The following is a 21565-nucleotide window of genomic DNA, read 5'->3' on the forward strand; positions in this document are numbered from 1 at the left end:
AGAAAGTTGAGCAATTGTCTTGTTCGAAGTGTTCCCATCTCCCCTACTGACCAGTAAATACCGTGGGTAACACCGGCATTCGGGGAGGCGTTCATGGCACGCGCACAGACGAAACCCAGGCTCAGATCTACCTTCGCCGCCATCGTGGCGGCGGCGGCCGCCCTAGGAGGGGTCACCGCCATCACCCCCATGGCCCAGGCGGCCCCCACCGCGGGGGTGGCCACGCCCCTCCCGCCCGAGCTGGAGGCGGTCCGCGCCGCGGAAGCCACCAAGATCTACGGGGACCCGGCCCTCCGGCCGCTGAACGAGCGCAAGACCGGGCTCATCTCCCTGGGCGACAGCGAGATCTCGGGCGAGGGGATCGGCAACTACGACCCCGCCACCAACACGCCGAACAACCAGTGCCACCGCTCGCCGGACTCGGCGATCCACCGCACCGGCATCCCGGCCGACCTTACCTTCAACGTCGCCTGCTCCGGCGGGTACACCGGCAACATCAGGATCGGCGGCAGCAAGCAGTACGCCGACGAGCTGGTGCAGAGCGACAGCCTGGCCATCAAGGCCCGCAACACGAAGATCAAGATGGTGCTGCTGGTCGCCGGAGCCAACGACGACCTCCAGTTCGGCCCCGTCATGACCGACTGCGTCACCCGCTGGGTGCTCAGCCAGGGCACCTGCGAACCCAAGTACGGCCCCGGCTGGCAGGCGCGCGTCGACGGGCTGAAGCCCAAGGTGGAGTCCACCGTCGCCGACCTCAAGACGGTCATGCGCGACGCGGGCTACGCCGACTCCGACTACAAGCTGGTCGTCATGGGCTACCCCAGCCCCATCGGCCCCGACTTCTACGACAACCCGGGCTTCCCCGGCAAGCTCCCCGGCGGCTGCGCCGGCTACGACTCCGACGCCACCTGGGGCCGCAACTACGCGGTGCCCACCTTCGAGAAGGGCATGCGCGAGGCCGCCCGCAACTCCGGCGCCGTCTACCTCGACAACTCGCGGCTCTTCCACGGCCACGAGGTGTGCATGGAGGACACCTGGGCCCGCGGCCTCTACCTGGACCTCGGGGACCACTTCCCGTGGGACGAGAACACCGCCCGCCAGTCCTTCCACCCCAACTACCGCGGCCACGGCGCCTTCGCGTCCTGCCTGACCCAGCTCTACGACTCCGGCCTGCGCGAGGCCTCCTGCGCCGACCCCGCCAGCACCGGTACCCCCGTCCTCCAGGCCGGGGCCTGGGACGACAAGTTCAGGCCCCTGAAGAACGAGGCCAACGCCACCTGCCTCGACGCGAACGGCGGCTCCAGCGCCAACGGGACCGCGGTCCTCGGCTGGGACTGCCACGGCGGACGCAACCAGGGCTGGTGGTACGACGCCACCCGCAAGTCCGTCCACATAGAACTGACCCAGGACCGCTGCCTCGACGCCCCCGGCGCCAACTACGGCAACGGCGCCGGCCTGATCCTCTGGAACTGCCACGGCGGCGTGAACCAGCAGTTCGTCCGTGACGGCGCCACCATCCGCCCCGCGGCCGCCGCGGGCATGTGCCTGACGCTCTCCGCGCCCCAGCAGCCGCTGCGCCTGCAGACCTGCAACGGCTCGGCGAACCAGCGCTTCGCCTGACCCTCTCCGCCTCCGCAACCCCCCACACCCGGCCGGCGCATCCCGGCCGGGTGTTTCCACCTTCACATGTCGGCGAGCAGCTTGCGCACGTCCCGCGGCCGGTTGGTGATGATCGTGTCCACGCCGAGCCGTACGCACAGCTCCACGTCCTCGGGCTCGTCCACGGTCCACACCCGGACCGCCAGCCCCTTGGCCTTGAGCCGCGCCACCAGCGCCGGGTCCTGCCGGACCAGGTCGATGCCGGGGCCCGCGTGGGTCGCGTACGGGGGCCGCACCGGGCGGATCCTGCGCTCGATGAGGAACACGGTGGGCAGCCCGGGCGCGAGCCGGTGCATGCGGGTCAGCGCGTTCCGGGAGAAGCTCATCACCTCGACGCGGCCCGTGGACCCGTCGGCCAGCCCGTACTCCCGGAGCATCCGCACCAGTTCGGCCTCCAGCCGGCCGCCGGCCCGCGTCGGGTGCTTGGTCTCCACGGCGAGCCCGACCGGCCGCGGCGCGGCCAGCGCCTCCCGCAGCAGGTCCTCGAAGAGCAGCACCCGGGCCCCGCGGTGCTCCTGGCCCTTCCACCCGCCGAAGTCGAGGGCGGCCAGCTCCTCGTAGGTCATCTCGGAGACCACCCCCCGCCCGTCGGATGTCCGCTCCACCCGCCGGTCGTGCACGCAGACCAGCTTGTGGTCGGCGGTGAGCCGCACGTCGCATTCGAGCGCGTCGGCCCCGTCCTCGACGGCCTGCCGGTAAGCGGCCATGGTGTGCTCGGGGTGCTCGTACGAGGCCCCGCGATGGGCGACCACGCGCGTGTCGCGGGCGGTGCGGGGGGATGAGGTCGTCGCTGCCATACGGAAATCCTTGCAAACCGGGGTGAACACGTAGGTGCGGGGCTGTGTCCCCGACGTTAACCGGATGGCGACCGCCGGCAGCCCCGGCCGGGCCGAACGGTTGCCGCTACGGCTACGGCTACGGCTACGGCTACGGCTTGGGCAGTGGGGGCAGGGGGGCGGAAGTGACCTTGAAGCCGCCCTTCGTCGCGGTGGTGAAGGGGGCCGGGGCCATGCAGAGGCCGACGACGGTCTCCGCGGCGGAGCCGTCCGGCTTGACGTCGAGGTTGAAGAAGTCCCAGGAGAAGCCGACCCGGTCCGGCGCTCCCCGCTCGCCGTCCTGCACGCTGACGCCGATCCGCTTGCCCTCCGGCCAGCCGACGGTCGAGGAGGTGACCGTGGCGGTCACCGTGGCCGTCCCCTTGCCCGTGACCAGGCAGTCCACGGCCGCCTCGCTGACGCCGGTCCTGTTCTGCCCGGGGGAGTGGTGATAGACCGTCACCCGGCCGGTGGCGTCCACCGGCAGCCCCCTTTCGCCGCCCCGGATCTTCAGCGGCTTGCTGAAGGGCGCCGCCTGGGCGTCGACGGTGAAGCGGATGTCGTCCCCGGGGGTGTAGGCGTACAGGACCGAGGCCGCACCGTGGACGGCCGCGAGCTTCGGTGCGGCCGGGGCCGCCGGGGCGGGGGCCGCGCCGATCAGGGTGGCGAGCAGCGCGGCGGATCCGGCGACGGCGAGGCTGCGGGTGCGGGTGCGGGTGCGGGTGCGGGTGCGGTTCTTCATCGTGAACTCCCGGTGAGAGGGGGGCCGTTCGGTTACGGGAACAGCCTCGCCGGGAGCCCGCCGGTGATCCATCTGCCGATCGGCCGACATGCAAGAGGGCCCCTCCGCCGATCGGCAGAGGGGCCCTCGCCCACGCGTTACAGACCCGGGCCGCGTACCGGGATGCTGGTGAACGTCGGCTGCTCGGGTTCACGCGAAGTGAAGAAGTCGTTGCCCTTGTCGTCCACGACGATGAAGGCCGGGAAGTCCTCGACCTCGATCTTCCAGACCGCCTCCATGCCGAGCTCCTCGTACTCCAGGACCTCGACCTTCTTGATGCAGTCCTGCGCCAGGCGCGCCGCCGGGCCGCCGATCGAGCCGAGGTAGAAGCCGCCGTGCGTGCCGCAGGCGTCCGTCACCTGCTGGGAGCGGTTGCCCTTGGCCAGCATGACCTTGGAGCCGCCCGCCGCCTGGAACTGCTCGACGTAGCTGTCCATGCGGCCGGCCGTGGTCGGGCCGAAGGAGCCCGACGCGTAGCCCTCGGGGGTCTTCGCGGGGCCGGCGTAGTAGACCGGGTGGTCCTTCAGGTACTGCGGCATCTCCGCGCCCGAGTCCAGCAGCTCCTTGATCTTGGCGTGCGCGATGTCGCGCGCCACGACCAGCGGGCCGGTCAGCGAGAGACGGGTCTTGACCGGGTGCTTGGTCAGGGTGGCCAGGATGTCGTCCATCGGCTGGTTCAGGTCGATGGAGACGACATCCGAGGAGTCGTCCAGGTGCGAGTCGGTGGTGTCCGGCAGGAAGCGCGCCGGGTCCGTCTCCAGCTGCTCCAGGAAGACGCCCTCGGCGGTGATCTTCGCGGTGGCCTGGCGGTCGGCCGAGCAGGACACGGCGATCGCGACGGGCAGCGAGGCGCCGTGGCGGGGGAGGCGGACGACGCGGACGTCGTGGCAGAAGTACTTGCCGCCGAACTGCGCGCCGATGCCGATCTTCTGGGTCAGCTCGAAGACCTGCTGCTCCAGGGCCTCGTCGCGGAAGCCGTGGCCCAGCGCCGAGCCCTCGCGCGGCAGCTCGTCCAGGTAGTGCGCCGAGGCGTACTTCGCGGTCTTGAGGGCGTGCTCGGCGGAGGTGCCGCCGACGACGATCGCCAGGTGGTAGGGCGGGCAGGCCGCCGTACCGAGCGAGCGGATCTTCTCCTCCAGGAACTTCATCATGGAGGCCTCGTTGAGGACCGCCTTGGTCTCCTGGTAGAGGAAGGACTTGTTGGCGCTGCCGCCGCCCTTGGCCATGAAGAGGAACTTGTACGCGCCGCCGTCGGTCGCGTACAGCTCGATCTGCGCGGGCAGGTTCGAGCCGGTGTTCTTCTCCTCCCACATGGTGACCGGGGCCATCTGCGAGTAGCGCAGGTTCAGCCGCGTGTAGGCGTCGTAGATGCCGCGCGAGAGGGCCGCCTCGTCGCCGCCCTCGGTGAGGACGTTCTGGCCGCGCTTGCCCATGACGATCGCCGTGCCCGTGTCCTGGCACATCGGCAGGACGCCCGCCGCCGCGATGTTCGCGTTCTTCAGCAGGTCCAGGGCCACGAACTTGTCGTTCGAGGAGGCCTCGGGGTCGTCGATGATGCGGCGCAGCTGCGCGAGGTGGGCGGGGCGCAGGAAGTGCTGGATGTCGTGGATGGCCTCTTCGGCGAGCTTGCGCAGCGCCTCGGGCTCCACCTTGAGGAACGTACGGCCGTCAGCCTCGAAGGTGGACACGCCCTCGGCGGTCACCAGCCGGTAGGGGGTGGTGTCCTCGCCCAGGGGCAGCAGGTCGGTGTACGCGAACTCCGGCATTGGGGCCATTCCTCACTCGGCAGACAGCACTGACGACCAATTGGCAGCGCAGTCCACCAGCGTAGAACCTCCCGGGGTGGCCGTGTCTGTGAGGTAAGGCTCACTCAGCAGTATCGCGATCTATCGTGTCTCGCTATGCTGATGCCGTGGACCTGGAAAAGCACCCCGCCGCCCCCGCCCCCGCCGAGCTGCGCGCCTCCGACGCCGACCGGGACCGGATCGCGCAGATCCTCGCCGACGCCCTGGCGGAGGGCCGGCTGACCTCCGACGAGCACTCCGAGCGCCTGGACTCGCTGTACGCCGTCAAGACGGTGGGCGAGCTGGAGGTGCTCGTACGAGACCTGCCCGCGCCGGGCGCGAGCCACACCTCGCCCGCGTACGCGGCGTCCGCGCCGGTGCCGGCCGACTACACCGAGAACGTCGTGGCCGTCTGCAGCAGCTCCGCCCGCAAGGGCCGCTGGCGGCCGGGCGCGCACACCCGCGCGGTCTCCGTCATGGGCGACATCACCATCGACCTGACCGAGGCGGTCTTCGCCCAGCAGGTCACCGAGATCAACGTGGTCTGCGTGCTCGGCAACGTCGAGGTGCTGGTCCCGGAGAACGTCACCCTGCGCGGCTACGGCAGCGGCTTCCTCGGCAACTTCGAGGTGCGCGGCGAAGGCCGCGCGGTAACCGACCCGCAGGCGCCGGTGGTGATCATCCGCGGCTTCGCCCTGCTGGGCAACATCGAGGCGCGCCCCAAGCTCGGCGCCCGCCTGGTCGATCTGGCGCTGAAGCTGCGCAAGCGCCTGGAGGGCTGACGACCGGCCCCGCGCCGTGCGTTCGGTGAGGGTTCGGGGAGCGTCGCGTTTCGGACGAACCTCCGGCGCCCGGTGGCACCCAGTGCATAGGGGCGCGCACAGCGGGTAGGGACAGGTGCATCGTCTCTCGCTCGCGTATACGTCGTCAGGAGTAGACCGTGCCGCATCCGCCGCATCAGTCCCTGCAGGTTGCCGCCGTCCAGAGTCTTCAGGGGCGCCAGGCCGCCGTGCCGAAGCCGCGGGTGCCGACCAGGGTGGAGGACGGCCCCTGGCACGCGGAGGCGGTGTGCCGCCGTGACGAGGCGGGACTCTTCTTCGCTCCCTCCAAGGAGCCGACCGCGGCCCGGCTCTCCCGCGAGGAGGCCGCCAAGCGCGTCTGCGCCCGCTGCCCGGTGATGGTCGCCTGCCGGGAGCACGCGCTGCTCCAGCCCGAGCCGTACGGGGTCTGGGGCGGGCTGACTGCCGCCGAGCGCCGGGTGGTGCTGGCGCGGATGCGGCGCAGGGCGGCGGAGCTGCGCCAGGCCCCGGGTGCGGGGCCGATCGCGGCCGCGGGCTGAGCCCCGTACGCCGTACTCCCGTAACCCCCGTACCCCTGCAATCCCCGTACCCCCGCAACCCGTACCGGAAGCCGTACCCCGGGCGCGCGGAGCGCCGTAGGGACAGATGCGCGAACGCGAGAGGGGCGGTCCCCCGCACGGGGCCGCCCCTCTCACGTGCGTCGCCCGCCGCGACGCGATGCGCTCCTACTGCGCGCGGTCGAAGTCGATCGCGCTGTACGCGCGCAGCTTCGACAGGCGGTGCGTCGAGTCGATCTGCCGGATCGTGCCCGACTTCGAGCGCATGACCAGCGAGGACGTGGTCGCGGTCTCCGAGCGGTAGTGGACGCCGCGCAGCAGCTCGCCGTCCGTGATGCCGGTGGCGACGAAGAAGACGTTCTCGCCGGACACCAGGTCGTTGGTGTGCAGGACCCGGTCCAGGTCGTGGCCCGCGTCGATCGCCTTCTGGCGCTCGGCGTCGTCCTTCGGCCACAGCTTGCCCTGGATGGTGCCGCCGAGGCACTTTATGGCGCAGGCCGAGATGATGCCCTCGGGGGTGCCGCCGATGCCGAGGAGCAGGTCCACGCCGGTGCCCTCGCGCACCGCCATGACCGAGCCCGCGACGTCGCCGTCCGAGATGAACTTGATCCGGGCGCCGGTCTCGCGGATCTCCTTGACGATGCCCTCGTGACGCGGGCGGTCCAGGATGACCACGGTGACGTCCTCGACGGCCATGTTCTTGGCCTTGGCGACCCGGCGGATGTTCACCGAGGCCGGGGCGTTGATGTCGACGAAGTCGGCGGCCTCGGGGCCGGTGACCAGCTTCTCCATGTAGAAGACCGCGGACGGGTCGAACATGGTGCCGCGGTCGGCGGCGGCCAGGACGGCGATGGCGTTCGGCATGCCCTTGGCGTTCAGGGTGGTGCCGTCGATCGGGTCCACGGCGATGTCGACCTCGGCACCGGTGCCGTCGCCGACCCGCTCGCCGTTGAAGAGCATCGGGGCTTCGTCCTTCTCGCCCTCGCCGATGACGACGACGCCGTTCATCGAGACGGTGGAGATCAGGGTCCGCATCGCGTTGACCGCGGCGCCGTCGGCGCCGAGCTTGTCACCGCGCCCGACCCAGCGGCCCGCGGCCATGGCGGCGGCCTCGGTCACGCGGACGAGTTCCAGGGCGAGATTGCGGTCGGGGGCCTCCGGGGAGACGACGAGCTGGGGCGGCAGGTTGTGCTCGGTCATCGGAGCGCACCTTTCTGTACGACGACGGCCGGGATGTGAGGGTGCTGAAACTCTATCGGTAGGTCGACATATTGAGCAGGGCGGGTCACGTATGAGCGGAATATCGGTCAGTCGATTGGCCTGAGCGGACGTCTTGCCTTCCGGGCGTGCGCGCCGCGGGGACCCCGGCGGTGATCGCCCGCGGCGATACGGGACGATGGTGCCGTGGCGAATATGAAGGGCAAGCAGACGGTTCTGGACATGGTCCGCTCACTGGCGGTGATCGGGCTCGTCGTCGCGGGGATCTACATGTTCATCCCGCACGACGACAAGGCCGACCCGACGCGGACGGTCGACTACCGGGTGGAGACGGCCACGGCCCGGCGCGCCGCGCCGTATCCCGTCGCCGTGCCCGTGGGGCTCGCCCCGGACTGGCGGGCGACCTCGGTCTCGTACGACCGCAAGAACGCCGACGGCTGGCACCTGGGCTTCCTCGACCCGGAGAAGCAGTACGTGGCGGTGGAGCAGTCCAGCGACGCCTCGGCCAAGAACATCGGCAAGCTCACCCAGCGGGCGGAGGCCACCGGCCGGACGCAGCAGGTCGGCGACCAGACCTGGGAGCGCTGGGAGGGCGAGAAGTACGACGCCCTCGTGCGCCAGGAGCAGGGCTACGTCACGGTCGTCGCCGGGACCGCCCCCTTCGAGCAGCTCGGCGTGCTCGCGGCGGCGCTGGAGTTCAAGCAGGGCAAGTAGGTCCTACGCGACACCCGTGCAAGCAGGTCCTACGCGACACCCGTGCAAGCAGGTCCCACGCGACACCCGTGTACGAGAAAGGCCGCGCACCCCGGAATCCGGGGGGCGCGGCCTTTCTCGCGTACGGCTGTGGCGTCGCTCGTCCGGGCTCAGACGGTGGTGACGACCTGGTCGAAGGCCAGGCGCGGCGAGCGGTCGAACCAGGCGTCCTCGCCCGGCTTGCCGATGTTGACGACCATCAGCGGGGTGTGGTCGGCGTCCAGGAACTCCTTCTGGATGCCGGCGAAGTCGGCGCCGGTCATCGGACCCGCGGCCAGGCCGGCGGCGCGGACGCCGACGATGAAGTAGGCGGCCTGCAGGGCGGCGTTCAGCAGCGCGGACTGCTCGCGGACCGGGCGCTCGGCGAAGAAGGCGTCCTTCGCCTGCGGGAAGTGCGGCAGCAGCTCCGGCAGCTCCTCGTGGAACTCGTTGTCCGCGGAGAGGATCGCGACCAGCGGCGCGGTGGCGGTCTTGGCCTGGTTGCCGGCGGCCATGTGCTGCACGAGGCGCTCGCGGGCCTCGGGGGAGCGGACCAGGGTGATGCGCAGCGGGGTCGCGTTGAAGGCGGTGGGGCCGTACTTCACCAGCTCGTAGATCGCCTGGACCTGCTCCTCGGTCACCGGCTCGTCGGTGAACGAGTTGGCGGTGCGGGCCTCGCGGAACAGCAGGTCCTGGGTCGCGGAGTCGAGAACGAGAGACATCGGAAAAGCCTTCTTCCATGCGTGTGGTGAAGCGATGTCCCCGACTCTACGGCGAAAGTAGATGAATTTTCAACTAAATCCCTCTGCTGGTGACCGGCCTCACTCCCGGGCCGGCTCTCCCGGGCGTCACTCTCCGCCGGGCTCCGCCTCGCCGTCGCGGGCCGCCAGCGCCGAGTCCAGCCGGGCGCGGGCCCCCTCCAGCCAGTGCCGGCACACCTTGGCCAGCTCCTCGCCGCGCTCCCAGAGCGCGAGGGAGTCCTCCAGCGAGGTGCCGCCCGCCTCCAGCTTGCGGACGACCTCGATCAGCTCGTCCCTGGCCTGCTCGTACCCCAGCGCCGTATCCGTCTCAGGCATTCCCGATTCCCACCTTGTGTGTGCAGTGCAGCGGACATCTTGCGTGCGTGTGCGTGCGTGTCGTCACCCGGCGGCGTCGGCCGCGCCCCCGCCCGGGCCGTCATCCGGGCCGGCCTCCACGCCCGTACCGTCACCCGGGCCGGCGGCGGGCTCCGCGAGCCCTTCGGCGGCGACCTCCACGGAGAAGGAGCCCCGCGCCACCCGCGCGTGGAGCACCTGGCCCGCCGAGACCTCCTCCGGCGAGCGCACCACGTGCCCGTCCTCCCGCTGGAGCACCGCGTACCCCCGCTCCAGGGTCGCCGCGGGGGACAGCGCCACCACCCGGGCCAGCGTGTGCCGCAGCTCCGAGTCGGCCCGGTCCAGCAGGTGGCCCAGCGTCCTGCGGCTGCGGGCCAGCAGCGCCTCCAGCTCGTCCTCCCGGGTCTCCACCATCCGCTGCGGATGGACGAAGACGGGCCGGCCGATGGCGTGCGCGAGGCCGCGCTCCTCTCGGTCGAGCAGCCCCCGTACGGCGCGCAGCCCCCGCTCGCGCAGCTGGCGTACCCGCTCCAGCTCCTCGCCGACGTCCGGGACCACCTTCTTCGCCGCGTCCGTGGGCGTCGATGCCCGCAGGTCCGCGACCAGGTCCAGCAGCGGGGAGTCCGGCTCGTGGCCGATCGCCGAGACCACCGGGGTACGGGCAGCGGCGACGGCCCGCACCACCTCCTCGTCGGAGAACGGCAGCAGGTCCTCCACGCTGCCGCCGCCGCGGGCCACGATGATCACGTCGACCTCGTCCAGCGCGTCGAGCTCCTTGACCGCCTGGATCACCTGGGGCACCGCGTGGACGCCCTGCACGGCCACGTTGCGCACCTCGAAGCGGACCGCGGGCCAGCGCCGCCGGGCGTTCTCCAGCACGTCGCGCTCGGCCGCCGAGGCCCGCCCCACCACCAGGCCGATCAGCTGCGGCAGGAAGGGCAGCGGCTTCTTGCGGTCCAGCGCGAACAGCCCCTCGGAGGCCAGGGACCGCTTGAGCCGCTCCAGGCGGGCGAGCAGCTCCCCGATGCCGACCGGCCGTATCTCCGTGGCCCGCAGGGACAGCTGCCCGCGCGGGGCGTACCACTCCGGCTTGGCCAGTACGACGACCCGCGCGCCCTCCGAGACCGCGTCCGCGACCTCGTCGTAGACCTGGCGGAAGCAGGTCACGCTGACCGAGATGTCGTGCGAGGGATCGCGCAGCGTCAGGAAGACCACCCCCGCCCCCGGCCGTCGCGAGAGCTGGGTGATCTGCCCCTCCACCCACACCTGGCCGAGGCGCTCGATCCAGCCCCCGATGAGCCGGGACACCTGGCCTACCGGCAGCGGCGCCTCGGCCGACGTATTCAGACCCATGCACGCAGGCTAACCGCAGCGGCTGACAGCGTCTCAGGCTCCGGCACCGGTGTCGGGGCCGGGCAGCCGCACCGGAACACCCCCGGGGCCCTCGTCCGGGCCCCCGCCGGGGCCCTCGCCCGGGCCGCCGCCGGCGCCGCCGCGCCGCCCGCGCTGGGCGAAGAGCACCCCCAGGCCGGCCGCCAGCCAGACCGCGCCCACCAGCTGTGCCTCCCACGAGGCCTCGACGATCACCGCGACGGTCACCGCCGCGCCGAGCACCGGCACCACCAGGTGCTTCCACCAGACCGGGGCGCCCTCCCGCCGCTTGACCACGAACCAGCCCACCACCGACGCGTGCAGCAGGGTGAAGGCAACCAGCGCCCCGACGTCCACCACCGAGACCAGGTGCCCGAGCCCGTCGTCGCGCCGGGCCGCCCACACCGCCGCGACCAGCGTGATCGTCGCCGCCACCAGCAGCGCGGGCCTCGGGGTGCCGTCCGAGGTGCGCGCCAGCGCGCGCGGCAGCCTGCCCTCCCGGGCCATCGCGAACAGCAGCCGCCCGGCCGCCGCCTGCCCGGCCAGTGCCGCGAAGGCCGCCCCGACCGCCTTGCTCACCGCGACCAGGTCGTGCAGCCAGGTGCCGACCGAGGACTCCACCGCGGTGTAGAAGGCCGGGCCCTGCTGCGCCGGATCCGCCGCCAGCTCCGCCGACGACACGGGCATGAGCAGCGCGGCCAGGTAGCTCTGGGCCACGAACAGCAGCCCGGCCAGCGCCAGGCAGAACAGCACCGCGCGGGCCACCCGTTCCGAGCCTCCCGCCCGTCGCCCGCCACCACCCTTCCAAGGAGCTGCGCGCCCCTCTTCATTCACCTCCTCCGCGAACGAGGCGATCGCGTCGAAGCCGAGGTAGGACAGCACCGCGACGGACACCGCGCCCAGCACCGCCGCCACCGAGAAGCCCAGCGAGCCGTCCCCGGTCAGCGGCGAGAGCCAGCCGCGCCGCGCCCCGTCCTGGACCAGGACGGTCACCGCGGCGGCCAGGAAGACGAGGAGGACGAGGATCTCCATGGCCAGCACGGCGAATCCCACGCGCGCGGCCGCCCGTACGCCCCACAGGTTGAGCAGGGTCGTGACCACCACGGCCAGGGCCGTCCAGACCCACCGCGAGACCTCCGGGACCAGGGCGTTCATCGCGATCCCGGAGAACAGGTACGCCACCGCCGGGATCAGCAGGTAGTCGAGCATGGCCATCCACCCGGCGATCAGCCCCGGCCCCTCGCCGAGCCCCTTGCGGGCGTAGGTGAAGACCGAGCCGGCCTGCGGGGCGACCCGCACCATCTGCGCGTAGGAGAAGGCCGTGAAGGCCATCGCCACCGTCGCGGCCAGGTACACGAGGGCGACGGCGCCGTGCGAGGCGGCGTCGAGCGTGCCGAAGACCCCCACCGGGGCCATGGGGGCGATGAAGAGCAGCCCGTAGACGACCAGGTCACGGAAGCCCAGGCTCCGCCGCAGCGCGGTGGGCGCCGCCTTGCTGGAATCCGTAGCGGACGCCATCCGTCCTCCGGGGGATGAGCGGGACAGGGTTTCGGGCCAGTGTGTGCCGTACGGGGGACGTACGGCCTGCTGGACACCCCCGTACGATGGAGCACATGACTGCTTCCGCCCCCGCTGCCGCATCCCGCCGTGTCCTGCTCGCCGCGCCCCGCGGCTATTGCGCGGGCGTGGACCGTGCCGTGATCGCCGTCGAGAAGGCACTCGAGCAGTACGGTGCGCCGGTCTACGTACGGCACGAGATCGTGCACAACAAGTACGTCGTCCAGACCCTGGAGAAGAAGGGCGCCATCTTCGTCGAGCGGACGGAGGAGGTCCCCGAGGGCTCCATCGTGATGTTCTCGGCGCACGGCGTGGCGCCGGTGGTGCACGAGGAGGCGGCGCGCGGCAAGCTCGCCACGATCGACGCGACCTGCCCGCTGGTCACCAAGGTGCACAAGGAAGCCATCCGCTACGCGAACGAGGACTTCGACATCCTCCTCATCGGCCACGAGGGCCACGAGGAGGTCATCGGCACCTCGGGCGAGGCCCCGGACCACATCACGATCGTCGACGGCCCGGACGACGTGGCCAACGTGCAGGTGCGCGACGAGTCCAAGGTCGTCTGGCTGTCGCAGACCACGCTCTCCGTCGACGAGACGATGGAGACGGTCGACGCGCTGAAGACCAAGTTCCCGCTGCTGGTCTCCCCGCCGAGCGACGACATCTGCTACGCCACCTCCAACCGCCAGGCCGCGGTCAAGGTCATGGGCGCCGACTCCGACCTGGTCATCGTCGTCGGGTCGAAGAACTCCTCGAACTCCATCCGCCTCGTCGAGGTGGCCCTCGACGCGGGCGCGCGCGCCGCGTACCTGGTCGACTTCGCGAGCGAGATCGACGAGGCCTGGCTCGACGGCGTCACCACGGTCGGCCTGACCTCGGGCGCGTCCGTGCCGGAGGTGCTGGTCGAAGAGGTCCTGGAGTGGCTGACCCAGCGCGGCTACGCCGACGTGGAGATCGTCAAGACGGCCGAGGAGTCGATCGTCTTCTCGCTGCCGAAGGAGCTGCGGCGCGACCTGCGTGCCGAGGCCGCGGAACTGGTCGCCGACAAGTAACTCCTTTCGTACGGTATGTCCATGCAGATCTTCGGCGTGGACATCGGCGGATCCGGGATCAAGGGCGCTCCCGTGGACCTGGACCGTGGCGACCTGGCGCAAGAGCGCCACAAAGTACTGACACCGCAGCCGGCCACCCCCGACGGGGTGGCCGGCTGCGTCGTCGAGGTGGTGCGCCACTTCGGCTGGGAGGGCCCGGTCGGGCTCACCTTCCCGGGCGTGGTCACGGGCGGGATCACACGTACGGCGGCCAACATGGACAAGGCGTGGATCGGCGTCGACACGGCCGCCCTGCTCTCGCGCCGCCTGGACGGGCAGCCCGTCACCGTCCTCAACGACGCGGACGCGGCGGGCGTCGCGGAGATGACGTACGGGGCCGGGCGCGGGCGGGGCGGCACGGTCCTCCTGCTCACGCTGGGCACGGGCATCGGCAGCGCCCTGTTCACGGACGGGCGGCTGGTCCCGAACACGGAGCTGGGGCACCTGGAGCTGAAGGGCCACGACGCGGAGACGCGCGCCTCGGTCAAGGCCAAGGAGGACGGGGACCTGACCTGGGAGCGCTGGGCGCACCGGGTGCAGAGGTACCTCGCCCACGTGGAGATGCTCTTCTCCCCGGACCTCTTCATCATCGGCGGCGGCGTCAGCCGCAAACCGGAGAAGTTCCTCCCGCTGATCGAGGGCATCCGGGCCGAGATCGTCCCGGCGAAGCTCCAGAACAACGCGGGCATCGTGGGCGCGGCGATGGCGGCGCGGGGCACGCCACCGGCGTAGGGACCCCGTCCTGGGAGATCCACGAGGCCGGTGGGCCTGGGAGGTCTAGGAGGTCGAGGCGGTCCTGCGGGGGAGCCGCCGTCGGCTGATCAGCACGGCCTTGCGGACGACGACGATCAGCGCGGCGGCCAGCGTGCCCGCGTACAGCCAGCCGGCGTGCAGGGACAGGGCCGACACCAGGCCCATCAGCTGCCCGCCGAAGCCGCCGGAACCGCCGGAGATGGGCCACACTCCGGCGGCGAAGGCGATGGGGACGCTGATCGGCGCGGTGATCAGGTCGGCGGGCCGGATCCAGAGCGCGGTGGCGGCGGCCACGGGCACGAAGAGCAGCCCGTAGACGAAGAGCGAGGAGCCGAAGAGCAGCCAGGCGATCCCGCCCACCAGCATCATGGCGACGCACGCGAACAGCCCGCCGCCGAGGCCCGTCAGCCGGGGCCGGGGCAGCCGGCGGGCGGGCGCGGGCCGCGGTCCGCGCGGGACGGCGGTGGGCACGGGCACGGCCACGCCCGTCCGCCCCCGGCGCTGCGCCGGAGGTCGCTGGGGGTGAGGGGCCGGTCGCGTCCTGTAGTGCTCCACCTGTCCAAAGTAGGCCGGGGGAGCACCGGAACCGGGCGCGGACACGCGTACATCCACCGCCACTCATCTGAAAGTAAACTGTCCGACGGCCCACCTCCGGGCCGCCGCCCCCTCCAGCTACGGGAAGTCGCCAACGTGTCGCTCACGATCGGAATCGTCGGCCTGCCGAATGTCGGCAAGTCGACCCTGTTCAACGCCCTGACCAAGAACGACGTGCTGGCGGCCAACTACCCGTTCGCCACCATCGAGCCGAACGTCGGCGTCGTCGGCGTCCCGGACCCGCGCCTCGCGGTCCTCGCCGGCATCTTCGGCTCGCAGAAGATCCTCCCGGCGACGGTCGACTTCGTCGACATCGCCGGCATCGTGCGCGGCGCGTCGGAGGGTGAGGGCCTGGGCAACAAGTTCCTCGCGAACATCCGTGAGTCGGACGCGATCTGCCAGGTCATCCGTGCCTTCAAGGACGAGAACGTCGTGCACGTCGACGGCAAGGTCTCGCCCAAGGACGACATCGAGACCATCAACACCGAGCTGATCCTCGCCGACCTCCAGTCCATCGAGAAGGCGGAGCCGCGCCTGACGAAGGAGTCCCGTCTCCAGAAGGAGAAGGTCGCGGTCCTGGCGGCGGTCGTCGAGGCGAAGAAGATCCTCGAAGCCGGTGACACGCTCTTCTCGAAGGGCATCACCAAGGGCACGGAGCAGGGCGACCTCCTGCACGAGCTGCACCTGCTGACCACGAAGCCCTTCCTCTACGTGTTCAACGTGGACGAGGACGAGCTGACGGACGACGCCTTCAAGGCGGAGCAGTCGGCGCTGGTCGCCCCCGCCGAGGCGATCTTCCTGAACGCGAAGCTGGAGCAGGACCTCTCCGAGCTGGACGACGAGGAAGCCCTGGAGCTCCTCCAGTCGGTCGGCCAGGAGGAGCCGGGCCTGGCCACCCTCGGCCGCGTCGGCTTCGCGACCCTGGGCCTCCAGACGTACCTGACGGCAGGCCCGAAGGAAACCCGCGCCTGGACGATCAAGCAGGGCGCGACGGCCCCCGAGGCGGCCGGCGTCATCCACACCGACTTCCAGCGCGGCTTCATCAAGGCCGAGGTCATCTCCTTCGCGGACCTGGTCGCCTGCGGCTCGGTGACGGAAGCCCGCGCGAAGGGCAAGGCCCGCATGGAGGGCAAGGACTACGTCATGCAGGACGGCGACGTGGTGGAGTTCCGCTTCAACGTCTGATCGCATACCCAGAGGCGGCCTGACCTGCGAGAACGCGGGTCAGGCCCTTGTGCTGTCCGCAACAGTCCGCGGAACGGTTCGACCCCGTGATGCGGTGACAACGTTTGGTCTGGTCGGCGTGGAGGTCGACACGGTCTCAGACCTTGACGACCTCCACGGAAGGACCGCACAGGAGTGTCAGGTCCTCAGGGTCAGAAGTGAGGACAGTGACCGGCCGGGGCGCGTTGCGAGCGATGGCGGCGAGAGCGGCATCGATGGCGTACTTGTGGCCGTGAAGGTGATGGGCGCGAAGGAGGGCGGCGGCCTGGTCAGCGATCTCCTTGGTGACGTCGTGAACGTCGACGCGGGAGAGGACCCACTTGATGCGGGCCGCGTGGATGCGCTCGTAGTCGGCCTCAAGGGTGGTCATGGCGCTGGTGGCAACGCGCACGCCCTCCTCCGACGCCGCCTGGACCAGAGCGAAGACGGCGCGGTCCTTGCGGTAGAGCTTCGAGAGGCCCTCGCTGTCGAGCAGTAGGGTGCCAGGCATCAGGCGGCGGCCCCGTCGGCCTGACGGTGGTCGTGGCGCAGCAGCGCGCGGGCGGCCTCAATCTCTTCGCGGGTGAGTTCTTCATTGTCGGTCTCGAAGTCGGCGACGATCTCCCGCAGCTTGTCCATGGCGACCCGCTGTTCGAGGGCCTCGGCGACGTAGGCGGAGAAACCGCCGGGCCCGACGTGGGCGCGTACGGCCTCGGCGAGGTGCTCGGGCAGGCTGATGGAGTACTTTCTGCTACCACTCATGGTGCCGATCCTACCGGCGGTCGTAAGTCTCCGGGCGTGAATAGCTCCCCGTGGCGTCCGATCGATCCGCAGGGCACCGCGAACGTCCGCCGGCCCCCCCCCGTGCCGGCGGTGGGAGGATGCGGGGAGGGCGAGAGAGGGGCGGTACGGGCGGCACTGAAGCCGATCTACGACGCAGCGGTGAAGCGGGAGCTCGACGCCACCCCTGTCGCCCGACTGCAGGACGTCACCGAAGGGCGGCTGCGGCCGGGGAGCGTCGAGAAGAGCGGACTGCACACATTGGGCAAGTGTTCTCGAAGCAGACCCCTACCGGTTGCGGCAGATTCCCGGTGTCGGGCAGCGCACCGTTGACCAGATGCTCGCCGCCGCCCGCCGGCTCTCCGAGGCTGTGCACGAGACCGTGGCAGTCCACATCGACGTGGACCGGCCGGAACCGAGCACCAGCGCGCTCGTCATGGCCTTGCGCGTACTGGTGGAGGCCGGCCCCGACGCTCGGCGTGCGGTTGACAAGGCCGCCGTCTTGTCGGAACGGCTCGGTCCGTTGCTCGCCGACGCCAGGCCCGCCGCCGGACGAATCCGGATGCTCCTGGCGGGCCAGGAGAAGAAGGCTCGCGCGTTGGCGGCGGTCACCGAGATCCGGTCGCTGGTGGATGAGGAGGAGCGGGCGGGCCTGCCTAGGCTGCTCGCCCAGGCATCGGTGGACCTGCTCCGGGGGTCGTCCGATATCGCGGCCTGGGTGGACTTAGTACTCCGCTCTGCCGAGTACTACAGTCTGCTCGCCGAGATTTCCGGGCGGCTGCCGGACGCGGCCGCCGCCGAGGGCTTCCTGCCGGACGACATTGCCGAGCGAATACGGACCCAACACCTCGACGACGCGCACCGGCGGGTCTCCCTGCGCGGTTACCAGGCGTTCGGCGCGCGGTTCGCGCTTGCGCAGCGCAAGGTGATACTCGGCGACGAGATGGGCCTCGGGAAGACCATCCAGGCGATCGCCGTGCCGGCACACTTGGCCGCCGAGGGACAGAGATGTTCTGACGTGGAGTCAGCGGCAATCAGGTCTCGCAAACGGTGGACCGGTGTCCCATGTGTACACGATGTGCGCTGTGGCGCGGACAGGCCGGTCGCGCGTGCTGGATGTGCTGCGGCTCGATACCGCTACTGACCGCTCATGCGGCGGGGGTGGGGCTGGGATGTGGTGAGCGGAGGGAATCTATTACTTCCGCGCACTGTCGGGCTGTGCCGGCGTTGGTCAGGGCTGTGGCGGCCAGGTCGATGCCGAACTCCCGGCGGACGCGCAGCACGAATCGCACGGCGCGCAGTGAGGTGCCGCCCAGGTCGAAGAAGTCGTCGTCGGGGTGGATCTCCGGTACACCGAGGAGTTCCCTCCAGAAGAGGAGGACGGAGTCGAGGGAGTCCCTGTCGCGGGCGGTTCCGTTCGCGCCGTGGGTCGTGGTCATCTGTTGGCCTGTTCTCGAGGATTCGCGGGTGAGGGGCGGCCGCCGGGTCCAGGGGCGGACGCGGAGCGGTCCCGAGGCGTCGGCGGGGCCACTGACGGCGGCGGACCAGTGCGGGCCCACATCCAGGTCCCGTACCCGCCACGTACCCGAGGGGCCGGCCGCGGGGGCGTCCATCACGATGTCGTCGGCCTGGTCCGGGTGGCTGTGCCAGGCCCGCAGGTCGCCGGTGATGCCGATGCCGATCGCCTTCAGGGCGGCCTCCTTGCGCGTCCAGCACTTGAAGAAGCCCAGGAGGCGGGCGCGGTCGTCAGGGAGCCCGTCCAGCCACTGGCGTTCTCCGGTGGAGAGGACGGTCCGGGCGAGTTGTGGAATCTCGACCGTGCGCCGCTCCTCCACGTCCACGCCGACGGGTCGGTCACTGAGGGCGAGGGCCCCGCGGCCGACGGTGTGGGACACGCTGATCCACAGAGGTGTGTCGGGGTGGACGAGCGCGGGCGGTCCGTGGTCCGTCCCCCCGCACCCCGGGCACGCCCGCCGGCCCAGGACGATGTGGCCGGGCGCCGTGCCGAACAGCTCCGAGAGGATGGACCGGACGGCCGCCCGGCTGGTGACGAACTCGGCGGCGCGACGGGACGTCATACCGGCCGAGCGGTCCAGTTCCTCCGCACTGAGCAGCCGGAGGTCCTCGGGCCGGGGAGCGTCGGGAGCTTCCCAGTGCCAGACGGTCGTGCCGCCTTCGAAAGTCACGTCCGGTGCCCGTCCGGGATTCCGGGCCCGGCCACCGGCTCGGGGGCGCGGAGGGGTCGGGCGGGGAGGTGGATCATGCCTGCTTGGTGCCGAACCACGTCTCGGCGAGCGAGTCGAGGGTGGGCTCGGGCGGTGCGGGGAGGTCCTTGAAGTACCTCGGCAGGTTGCTGTAGACGTGCAGCAGCGTGTGAGCGAGGAGTTCGCGCGGGTCGAACTCGTGCCCGTACGCCTTCATGATCCGTCCCAGCAGGCGTGGATCGCCGCAGGAGACGTACAGGCCGATACCGACGAAGTCGTAGGCGCGATCCCCGATCATGGCCGGTTCGAAGTCGATGAGCCCGGTCAGCCGCCAGCCGTCGGGGTCGACGATCAGGTGCTGCCGCATCACTTCGGTGTGCAGCAGGGAGTGGGGCCGATCCGTGGCGAGCGGGACGGAGTCCAGGAAGTCCGGGATCTGCTCCAACCACTGCTCCGGCAGCTCGCGTTCACGCTGTCGTTCGACGGCTCGTGCGCGGCGCTTCGCCAGGGCGGCGTCCCAGTTCTCAGGCCCCAGGACATCGGTGAGGGGTGCGGGGTCGAGCGAATGCAGGACCGCCAGGGCTTCCCCGACTTCGGTGACGATGCGGTCCCGGTCGGCTTCCGGAATCTGCGGCCAGGCCTTCGCGAGGCCCTCCCCCGGAAGTTGCGACATCAGGACGTAGTGCCACCCGTCCTCGTACTCCCCGAATTCCAGCAACTCCGGTACGGGGATCGGCAGGCGCCCTTGGAGGTACTCCAGAACCCGGTTTTCCGTGACTGCGTCCTGGATCCACATCCGGGGAAACAGTTTGAGGACATGGCGGTCACCGAGCGCGTAGACCGGCTCCGAGCCATCGGGGTACCGAATGGGTTGGACATCGGCGAAACCGAGGCGGGCGCAGAGACTCTCCACTCCGGGTCGGAGTGCCTCGTCGTCGGGGATCACTTTGTCCCACTGTTCGTCTGTGTCCACGGCAGGCAGCATGCCCGTCACGGTATAGCGGGGGCGATGCGTTCGTAAAGATCTTCTGATGGTCCGCTGGTTCCGACGGTGTCCCCGGGAGTGGGTCCGACCCGCGGTTCTCGGCTGCCGGACTGGGTGGGTCCGGTATCCCCGGTGGTGCCTGGTGTGGGTGAGTGAGGGGGTAAATGACCTAGTCAGACGATGTGCTGACGATGATTGACGCCTCCGCGACCTGCTGGTAACTTCCAGCTCACTGCTGCGGATGATCTTTTACGAGAAGGCGATCCCGCAGAGAGCTCGGGGGGGAAGAAGTGCTGCCTTTGGCGTCGCGGCATGCCGCGATATTTCCGGGGGTCGGTGCCCAGCACACTGGCATGGGCAAAGAATTGTTCGACAGGTTCCAGATCTACCGCCGGACCCTCGACGAAGCCTCCGACGTCCTGCGAATGGACTTTCCGAAACTCTGCTTCTCGGCGGAGCACCGGAAGGATCTGAATCGGCAGGAAGAGTCCCAACTGGGCACTTTCGTCACCAGTGTGGCCATGTATCGGGTCATGACCGCCGAACTCGGACTGGAATTCTCCTTCCACGCGGGACACAGCCTCGGCGAGTATTCCGCGCTCTGCGCGGCCGGCGCCCTGTCGTTCGCCGACGGACTGGAGCTGGTCCGGCAGCGCGGTGCGGTGATCCGCAACGCGGCGTCGAAGCTCGACGGCACCATGATGTGGGTCTTGAACCTCCGGCCCGAGGTGGTCGAGTCCGCCTGCGCGAGGGCCGCGCGGGCAGGGCGCCGGGTCAGCGTGTCCGCGTACGACGCACCCCTCCAACTCGCGATCTCAGGCCCGCAGGGCGACTTGCTCGCGGTGGCGGAGGAGCTGGAGGCGCGGGGCGCGTTGGTCTACCCCTTGGGCATGGAGGGGCCGTACCACAGCGAGTTGATGCGGGCCGCCGCCGACGAGATGACGGCGTTGCTGAAGCCCTTCGACATCGCCGCACCCTCGGTTCCCGTGCTCTCCACCGTGACCGCCGAGCCGCATCCCGGCGGTGACGGGTCCCGGGAGCTGCTGGCCGAGCAGCTGGTTGCCCCGGTGCGCTGGCTCGACGTCCAACGCCGGCTGGTCGCCGAGGGAGTGGGCGGGGCCCTTGAGGTGGGGCCCGGCAACGTGCTGCGCTTCCTGCTGGAGAAGACGACCAAGAACGTGACCGGGTGGTCCGTCGCCCAGTACCCCGGGACGACCGCGTTGCGGGACGCCATGTCGGTCGGACCGGCCGACCACGCGGACGTGGTCCGCGGTTGCCTGCGGGTAGCCGCGAGCACCCCCACCCGCCGGCAGGATCCCGACCGGCTCGAACTCATCGCGCGGGCCCAGCGCGAGCTGGTCGCGCTCGACGCCCGGGCCCGGGAGGGCGCCGGACTCGCGGCGGCCGACGTCGAGGCGGCCCTGACGTGGGTCCACCGGATCCTGGAGGCCAAGGGGCTGACAGGGGTGGACGGGCAGGGCCGGATCAACCGCGTGCTCGGTGGCCGGGCATGGCGGGCGGCCTGAACCTCTGACCGGGCCGGGCGGGCGCGGACCCCGGAAGGGACGGCTTCGCCATGTCGACTTT

At 70.8% G+C, this 21565-nt stretch carries 21 protein-coding genes and 1 pseudogene; 9 read left to right on the plus strand and 13 right to left on the minus strand.

Going from position 1 to position 21565, the window contains the following annotated elements; all coding sequences use genetic code 11:
• Positions 1–93: 93 nt before the first annotated feature.
• Positions 94–1620, plus strand: a complete 1527-nt coding sequence (locus AB0D94_RS08895) for a ricin-type beta-trefoil lectin domain protein (RefSeq protein WP_362047811.1) — start codon at positions 94–96, stop codon at positions 1618–1620.
• Positions 1621–1682: 62 nt separating this feature from the next.
• Here AB0D94_RS08895 and AB0D94_RS08900 read toward each other — a convergent pair whose 3' ends face one another.
• From AB0D94_RS08900 to AB0D94_RS08910, 3 genes are all read right to left on the minus strand, one after another.
• On the minus strand, positions 1683–2456 hold the full coding sequence (locus AB0D94_RS08900) for a glycerophosphodiester phosphodiesterase (protein ID WP_362047814.1): 774 nt from the start codon (positions 2454–2456) through the stop codon (positions 1683–1685).
• A 130-nt stretch (positions 2457–2586) separates the two neighbouring features.
• The gene (locus tag AB0D94_RS08905) at positions 2587–3216 is read right to left on the minus strand and encodes a hypothetical protein (protein WP_362047817.1); all 630 of its coding nucleotides are present in this window, start codon (positions 3214–3216) and stop codon (positions 2587–2589) included.
• A 137-nt stretch (positions 3217–3353) separates the two neighbouring features.
• Positions 3354–5030: a fumarate hydratase gene (locus tag AB0D94_RS08910; protein WP_362047820.1), complete on the minus strand. Its 1677-nt coding sequence runs from the start codon at positions 5028–5030 to the stop codon at positions 3354–3356.
• A 137-nt stretch (positions 5031–5167) separates the two neighbouring features.
• Between AB0D94_RS08910 and AB0D94_RS08915 the strand changes: the two genes are divergently transcribed.
• Together AB0D94_RS08915 and AB0D94_RS08920 are read left to right on the plus strand one after the other, a co-directional pair.
• The gene (locus AB0D94_RS08915) at positions 5168–5821 is read left to right on the plus strand and encodes a DUF1707 domain-containing protein (RefSeq protein ID WP_362047823.1); all 654 of its coding nucleotides are present in this window, start codon (positions 5168–5170) and stop codon (positions 5819–5821) included.
• A gap of 227 nt (positions 5822–6048) precedes the next feature.
• Positions 6049–6378, plus strand: a complete 330-nt coding sequence (locus AB0D94_RS08920; RefSeq protein WP_362048109.1) for a WhiB family transcriptional regulator — start codon at positions 6049–6051, stop codon at positions 6376–6378.
• Positions 6379–6564: 186 nt separating this feature from the next.
• Here AB0D94_RS08920 and glpX read toward each other — a convergent pair whose 3' ends face one another.
• The gene (gene glpX / locus AB0D94_RS08925) at positions 6565–7596 is read right to left on the minus strand and encodes a class II fructose-bisphosphatase (RefSeq protein WP_266934478.1); all 1032 of its coding nucleotides are present in this window, start codon (positions 7594–7596) and stop codon (positions 6565–6567) included.
• 213 nt (positions 7597–7809) lie between these two features.
• Between glpX and AB0D94_RS08930 the strand changes: the two genes are divergently transcribed.
• The gene (locus AB0D94_RS08930) at positions 7810–8328 is read left to right on the plus strand and encodes a DUF4245 domain-containing protein (RefSeq protein WP_362048112.1); all 519 of its coding nucleotides are present in this window, start codon (positions 7810–7812) and stop codon (positions 8326–8328) included.
• Positions 8329–8477: 149 nt separating this feature from the next.
• Here the strand turns inward: AB0D94_RS08930 and AB0D94_RS08935 are convergent, their stop codons facing one another.
• The 4 genes from AB0D94_RS08935 to AB0D94_RS08950 form a co-directional block, all read right to left on the minus strand.
• Complete coding sequence (locus AB0D94_RS08935) at positions 8478–9068, minus strand: malonic semialdehyde reductase (RefSeq protein WP_362047827.1); 591 nt, start codon at positions 9066–9068, stop codon at positions 8478–8480.
• Between the two features lie 126 nt (positions 9069–9194).
• Complete coding sequence (locus tag AB0D94_RS08940; protein ID WP_362047830.1) at positions 9195–9422, minus strand: exodeoxyribonuclease VII small subunit; 228 nt, start codon at positions 9420–9422, stop codon at positions 9195–9197.
• A gap of 63 nt (positions 9423–9485) precedes the next feature.
• On the minus strand, positions 9486–10793 hold the full coding sequence (gene xseA, locus AB0D94_RS08945; RefSeq protein ID WP_362047833.1) for an exodeoxyribonuclease VII large subunit: 1308 nt from the start codon (positions 10791–10793) through the stop codon (positions 9486–9488).
• Between the two features lie 33 nt (positions 10794–10826).
• On the minus strand, positions 10827–12329 hold the full coding sequence (locus AB0D94_RS08950; protein WP_362047836.1) for an APC family permease: 1503 nt from the start codon (positions 12327–12329) through the stop codon (positions 10827–10829).
• 86 nt (positions 12330–12415) lie between these two features.
• Here AB0D94_RS08950 and AB0D94_RS08955 point away from each other — a divergent pair, with 86 nt between their 5' ends.
• Together AB0D94_RS08955 and ppgK are read left to right on the plus strand one after the other, a co-directional pair.
• Entirely contained in the window at positions 12416–13420 is a 1005-nt protein-coding gene (locus tag AB0D94_RS08955; protein ID WP_362047839.1) for a 4-hydroxy-3-methylbut-2-enyl diphosphate reductase, read from the plus strand.
• 21 nt (positions 13421–13441) lie between these two features.
• Complete coding sequence (gene ppgK / locus AB0D94_RS08960; RefSeq protein ID WP_362047842.1) at positions 13442–14191, plus strand: polyphosphate--glucose phosphotransferase; 750 nt, start codon at positions 13442–13444, stop codon at positions 14189–14191.
• 45 nt (positions 14192–14236) lie between these two features.
• On the opposite strand, the gene AB0D94_RS08965 is transcribed toward ppgK, so the two are convergent.
• Entirely contained in the window at positions 14237–14689 is a 453-nt protein-coding gene (locus AB0D94_RS08965; protein WP_362048115.1) for a DUF6542 domain-containing protein, read from the minus strand.
• Between the two features lie 213 nt (positions 14690–14902).
• Here AB0D94_RS08965 and ychF point away from each other — a divergent pair, with 213 nt between their 5' ends.
• The gene (gene ychF, locus AB0D94_RS08970) at positions 14903–15991 is read left to right on the plus strand and encodes a redox-regulated ATPase YchF (protein WP_266934469.1); all 1089 of its coding nucleotides are present in this window, start codon (positions 14903–14905) and stop codon (positions 15989–15991) included.
• Positions 15992–16127: 136 nt separating this feature from the next.
• Here ychF and AB0D94_RS08975 read toward each other — a convergent pair whose 3' ends face one another.
• The gene (locus AB0D94_RS08975) at positions 16128–16520 is read right to left on the minus strand and encodes a DNA-binding protein (RefSeq protein WP_362047847.1); all 393 of its coding nucleotides are present in this window, start codon (positions 16518–16520) and stop codon (positions 16128–16130) included.
• A complete protein-coding gene (locus AB0D94_RS08980) occupies positions 16520–16771 on the minus strand; it encodes a hypothetical protein (RefSeq protein WP_362047850.1) in 252 nt (83 codons plus the stop codon). The genes AB0D94_RS08975 and AB0D94_RS08980 overlap by 1 nt, the downstream gene beginning before the upstream one ends.
• 64 nt (positions 16772–16835) lie before the next feature.
• Here AB0D94_RS08980 and AB0D94_RS08985 point away from each other — a divergent pair.
• A pseudogene (locus AB0D94_RS08985) lies at positions 16836–17795 on the plus strand (ATP-dependent helicase); the annotation flags it as partial.
• Positions 17796–17937: 142 nt separating this feature from the next.
• Here AB0D94_RS08985 and AB0D94_RS08990 read toward each other — a convergent pair.
• Both AB0D94_RS08990 and AB0D94_RS08995 read right to left on the minus strand, forming a co-directional pair.
• Positions 17938–18975, minus strand: a complete 1038-nt coding sequence (locus AB0D94_RS08990; RefSeq protein WP_362047853.1) for a phosphopantetheine-binding protein — start codon at positions 18973–18975, stop codon at positions 17938–17940.
• A 73-nt stretch (positions 18976–19048) separates the two neighbouring features.
• Positions 19049–19978, minus strand: a complete 930-nt coding sequence (locus AB0D94_RS08995; protein ID WP_362047856.1) for an aminoglycoside 3'-phosphotransferase/choline kinase family protein — start codon at positions 19976–19978, stop codon at positions 19049–19051.
• A gap of 290 nt (positions 19979–20268) precedes the next feature.
• On the opposite strand from AB0D94_RS08995, the gene AB0D94_RS09000 reads away from it, so the two are divergent.
• Complete coding sequence (locus AB0D94_RS09000; RefSeq protein WP_362047859.1) at positions 20269–21504, plus strand: acyltransferase domain-containing protein; 1236 nt, start codon at positions 20269–20271, stop codon at positions 21502–21504.
• Positions 21505–21565: the final 61 nt, after the last annotated feature.

Origin of the sequence: Streptomyces sp. NPDC048255 (assembly GCF_040652415.1) — a bacterium.
Lineage (GTDB): Bacteria > Actinomycetota > Actinomycetes > Streptomycetales > Streptomycetaceae > Streptomyces.

What these genes read in the sequence shown, in the direction of transcription:
- ppgK (WP_362047842.1), top strand. Translation starts at nt 13,442, where the DNA reads ATGCAGATCTTCGGCGTGGACATCGGCGGATCCGGGATCAAGGGCGCT.
- AB0D94_RS08995 (WP_362047856.1), bottom strand. Translation starts at nt 19,978, where the DNA reads ATGCTGCCTGCCGTGGACACAGACGAACAGTGGGACAAAGTGATCCCC.
- xseA (WP_362047833.1), bottom strand. Translation starts at nt 10,793, where the DNA reads ATGGGTCTGAATACGTCGGCCGAGGCGCCGCTGCCGGTAGGCCAGGTG.
- AB0D94_RS08930 (WP_362048112.1), top strand. Translation starts at nt 7,810, where the DNA reads ATGAAGGGCAAGCAGACGGTTCTGGACATGGTCCGCTCACTGGCGGTG.
- AB0D94_RS08980 (WP_362047850.1), bottom strand. Translation starts at nt 16,771, where the DNA reads ATGAGTGGTAGCAGAAAGTACTCCATCAGCCTGCCCGAGCACCTCGCC.
- AB0D94_RS08895 (WP_362047811.1), top strand. Translation starts at nt 94, where the DNA reads ATGGCACGCGCACAGACGAAACCCAGGCTCAGATCTACCTTCGCCGCC.
- AB0D94_RS08910 (WP_362047820.1), bottom strand. Translation starts at nt 5,030, where the DNA reads ATGGCCCCAATGCCGGAGTTCGCGTACACCGACCTGCTGCCCCTGGGC.
- AB0D94_RS08935 (WP_362047827.1), bottom strand. Translation starts at nt 9,068, where the DNA reads ATGTCTCTCGTTCTCGACTCCGCGACCCAGGACCTGCTGTTCCGCGAG.
- AB0D94_RS08975 (WP_362047847.1), bottom strand. Translation starts at nt 16,520, where the DNA reads ATGCCTGGCACCCTACTGCTCGACAGCGAGGGCCTCTCGAAGCTCTAC.
- AB0D94_RS08900 (WP_362047814.1), bottom strand. Translation starts at nt 2,456, where the DNA reads ATGGCAGCGACGACCTCATCCCCCCGCACCGCCCGCGACACGCGCGTG.
- AB0D94_RS08955 (WP_362047839.1), top strand. Translation starts at nt 12,416, where the DNA reads ATGGAGCACATGACTGCTTCCGCCCCCGCTGCCGCATCCCGCCGTGTC.
- AB0D94_RS08905 (WP_362047817.1), bottom strand. Translation starts at nt 3,216, where the DNA reads ATGAAGAACCGCACCCGCACCCGCACCCGCACCCGCACCCGCAGCCTC.
- AB0D94_RS08940 (WP_362047830.1), bottom strand. Translation starts at nt 9,422, where the DNA reads ATGCCTGAGACGGATACGGCGCTGGGGTACGAGCAGGCCAGGGACGAG.
- glpX (WP_266934478.1), bottom strand. Translation starts at nt 7,596, where the DNA reads ATGACCGAGCACAACCTGCCGCCCCAGCTCGTCGTCTCCCCGGAGGCC.
- AB0D94_RS08950 (WP_362047836.1), bottom strand. Translation starts at nt 12,329, where the DNA reads ATGGCGTCCGCTACGGATTCCAGCAAGGCGGCGCCCACCGCGCTGCGG.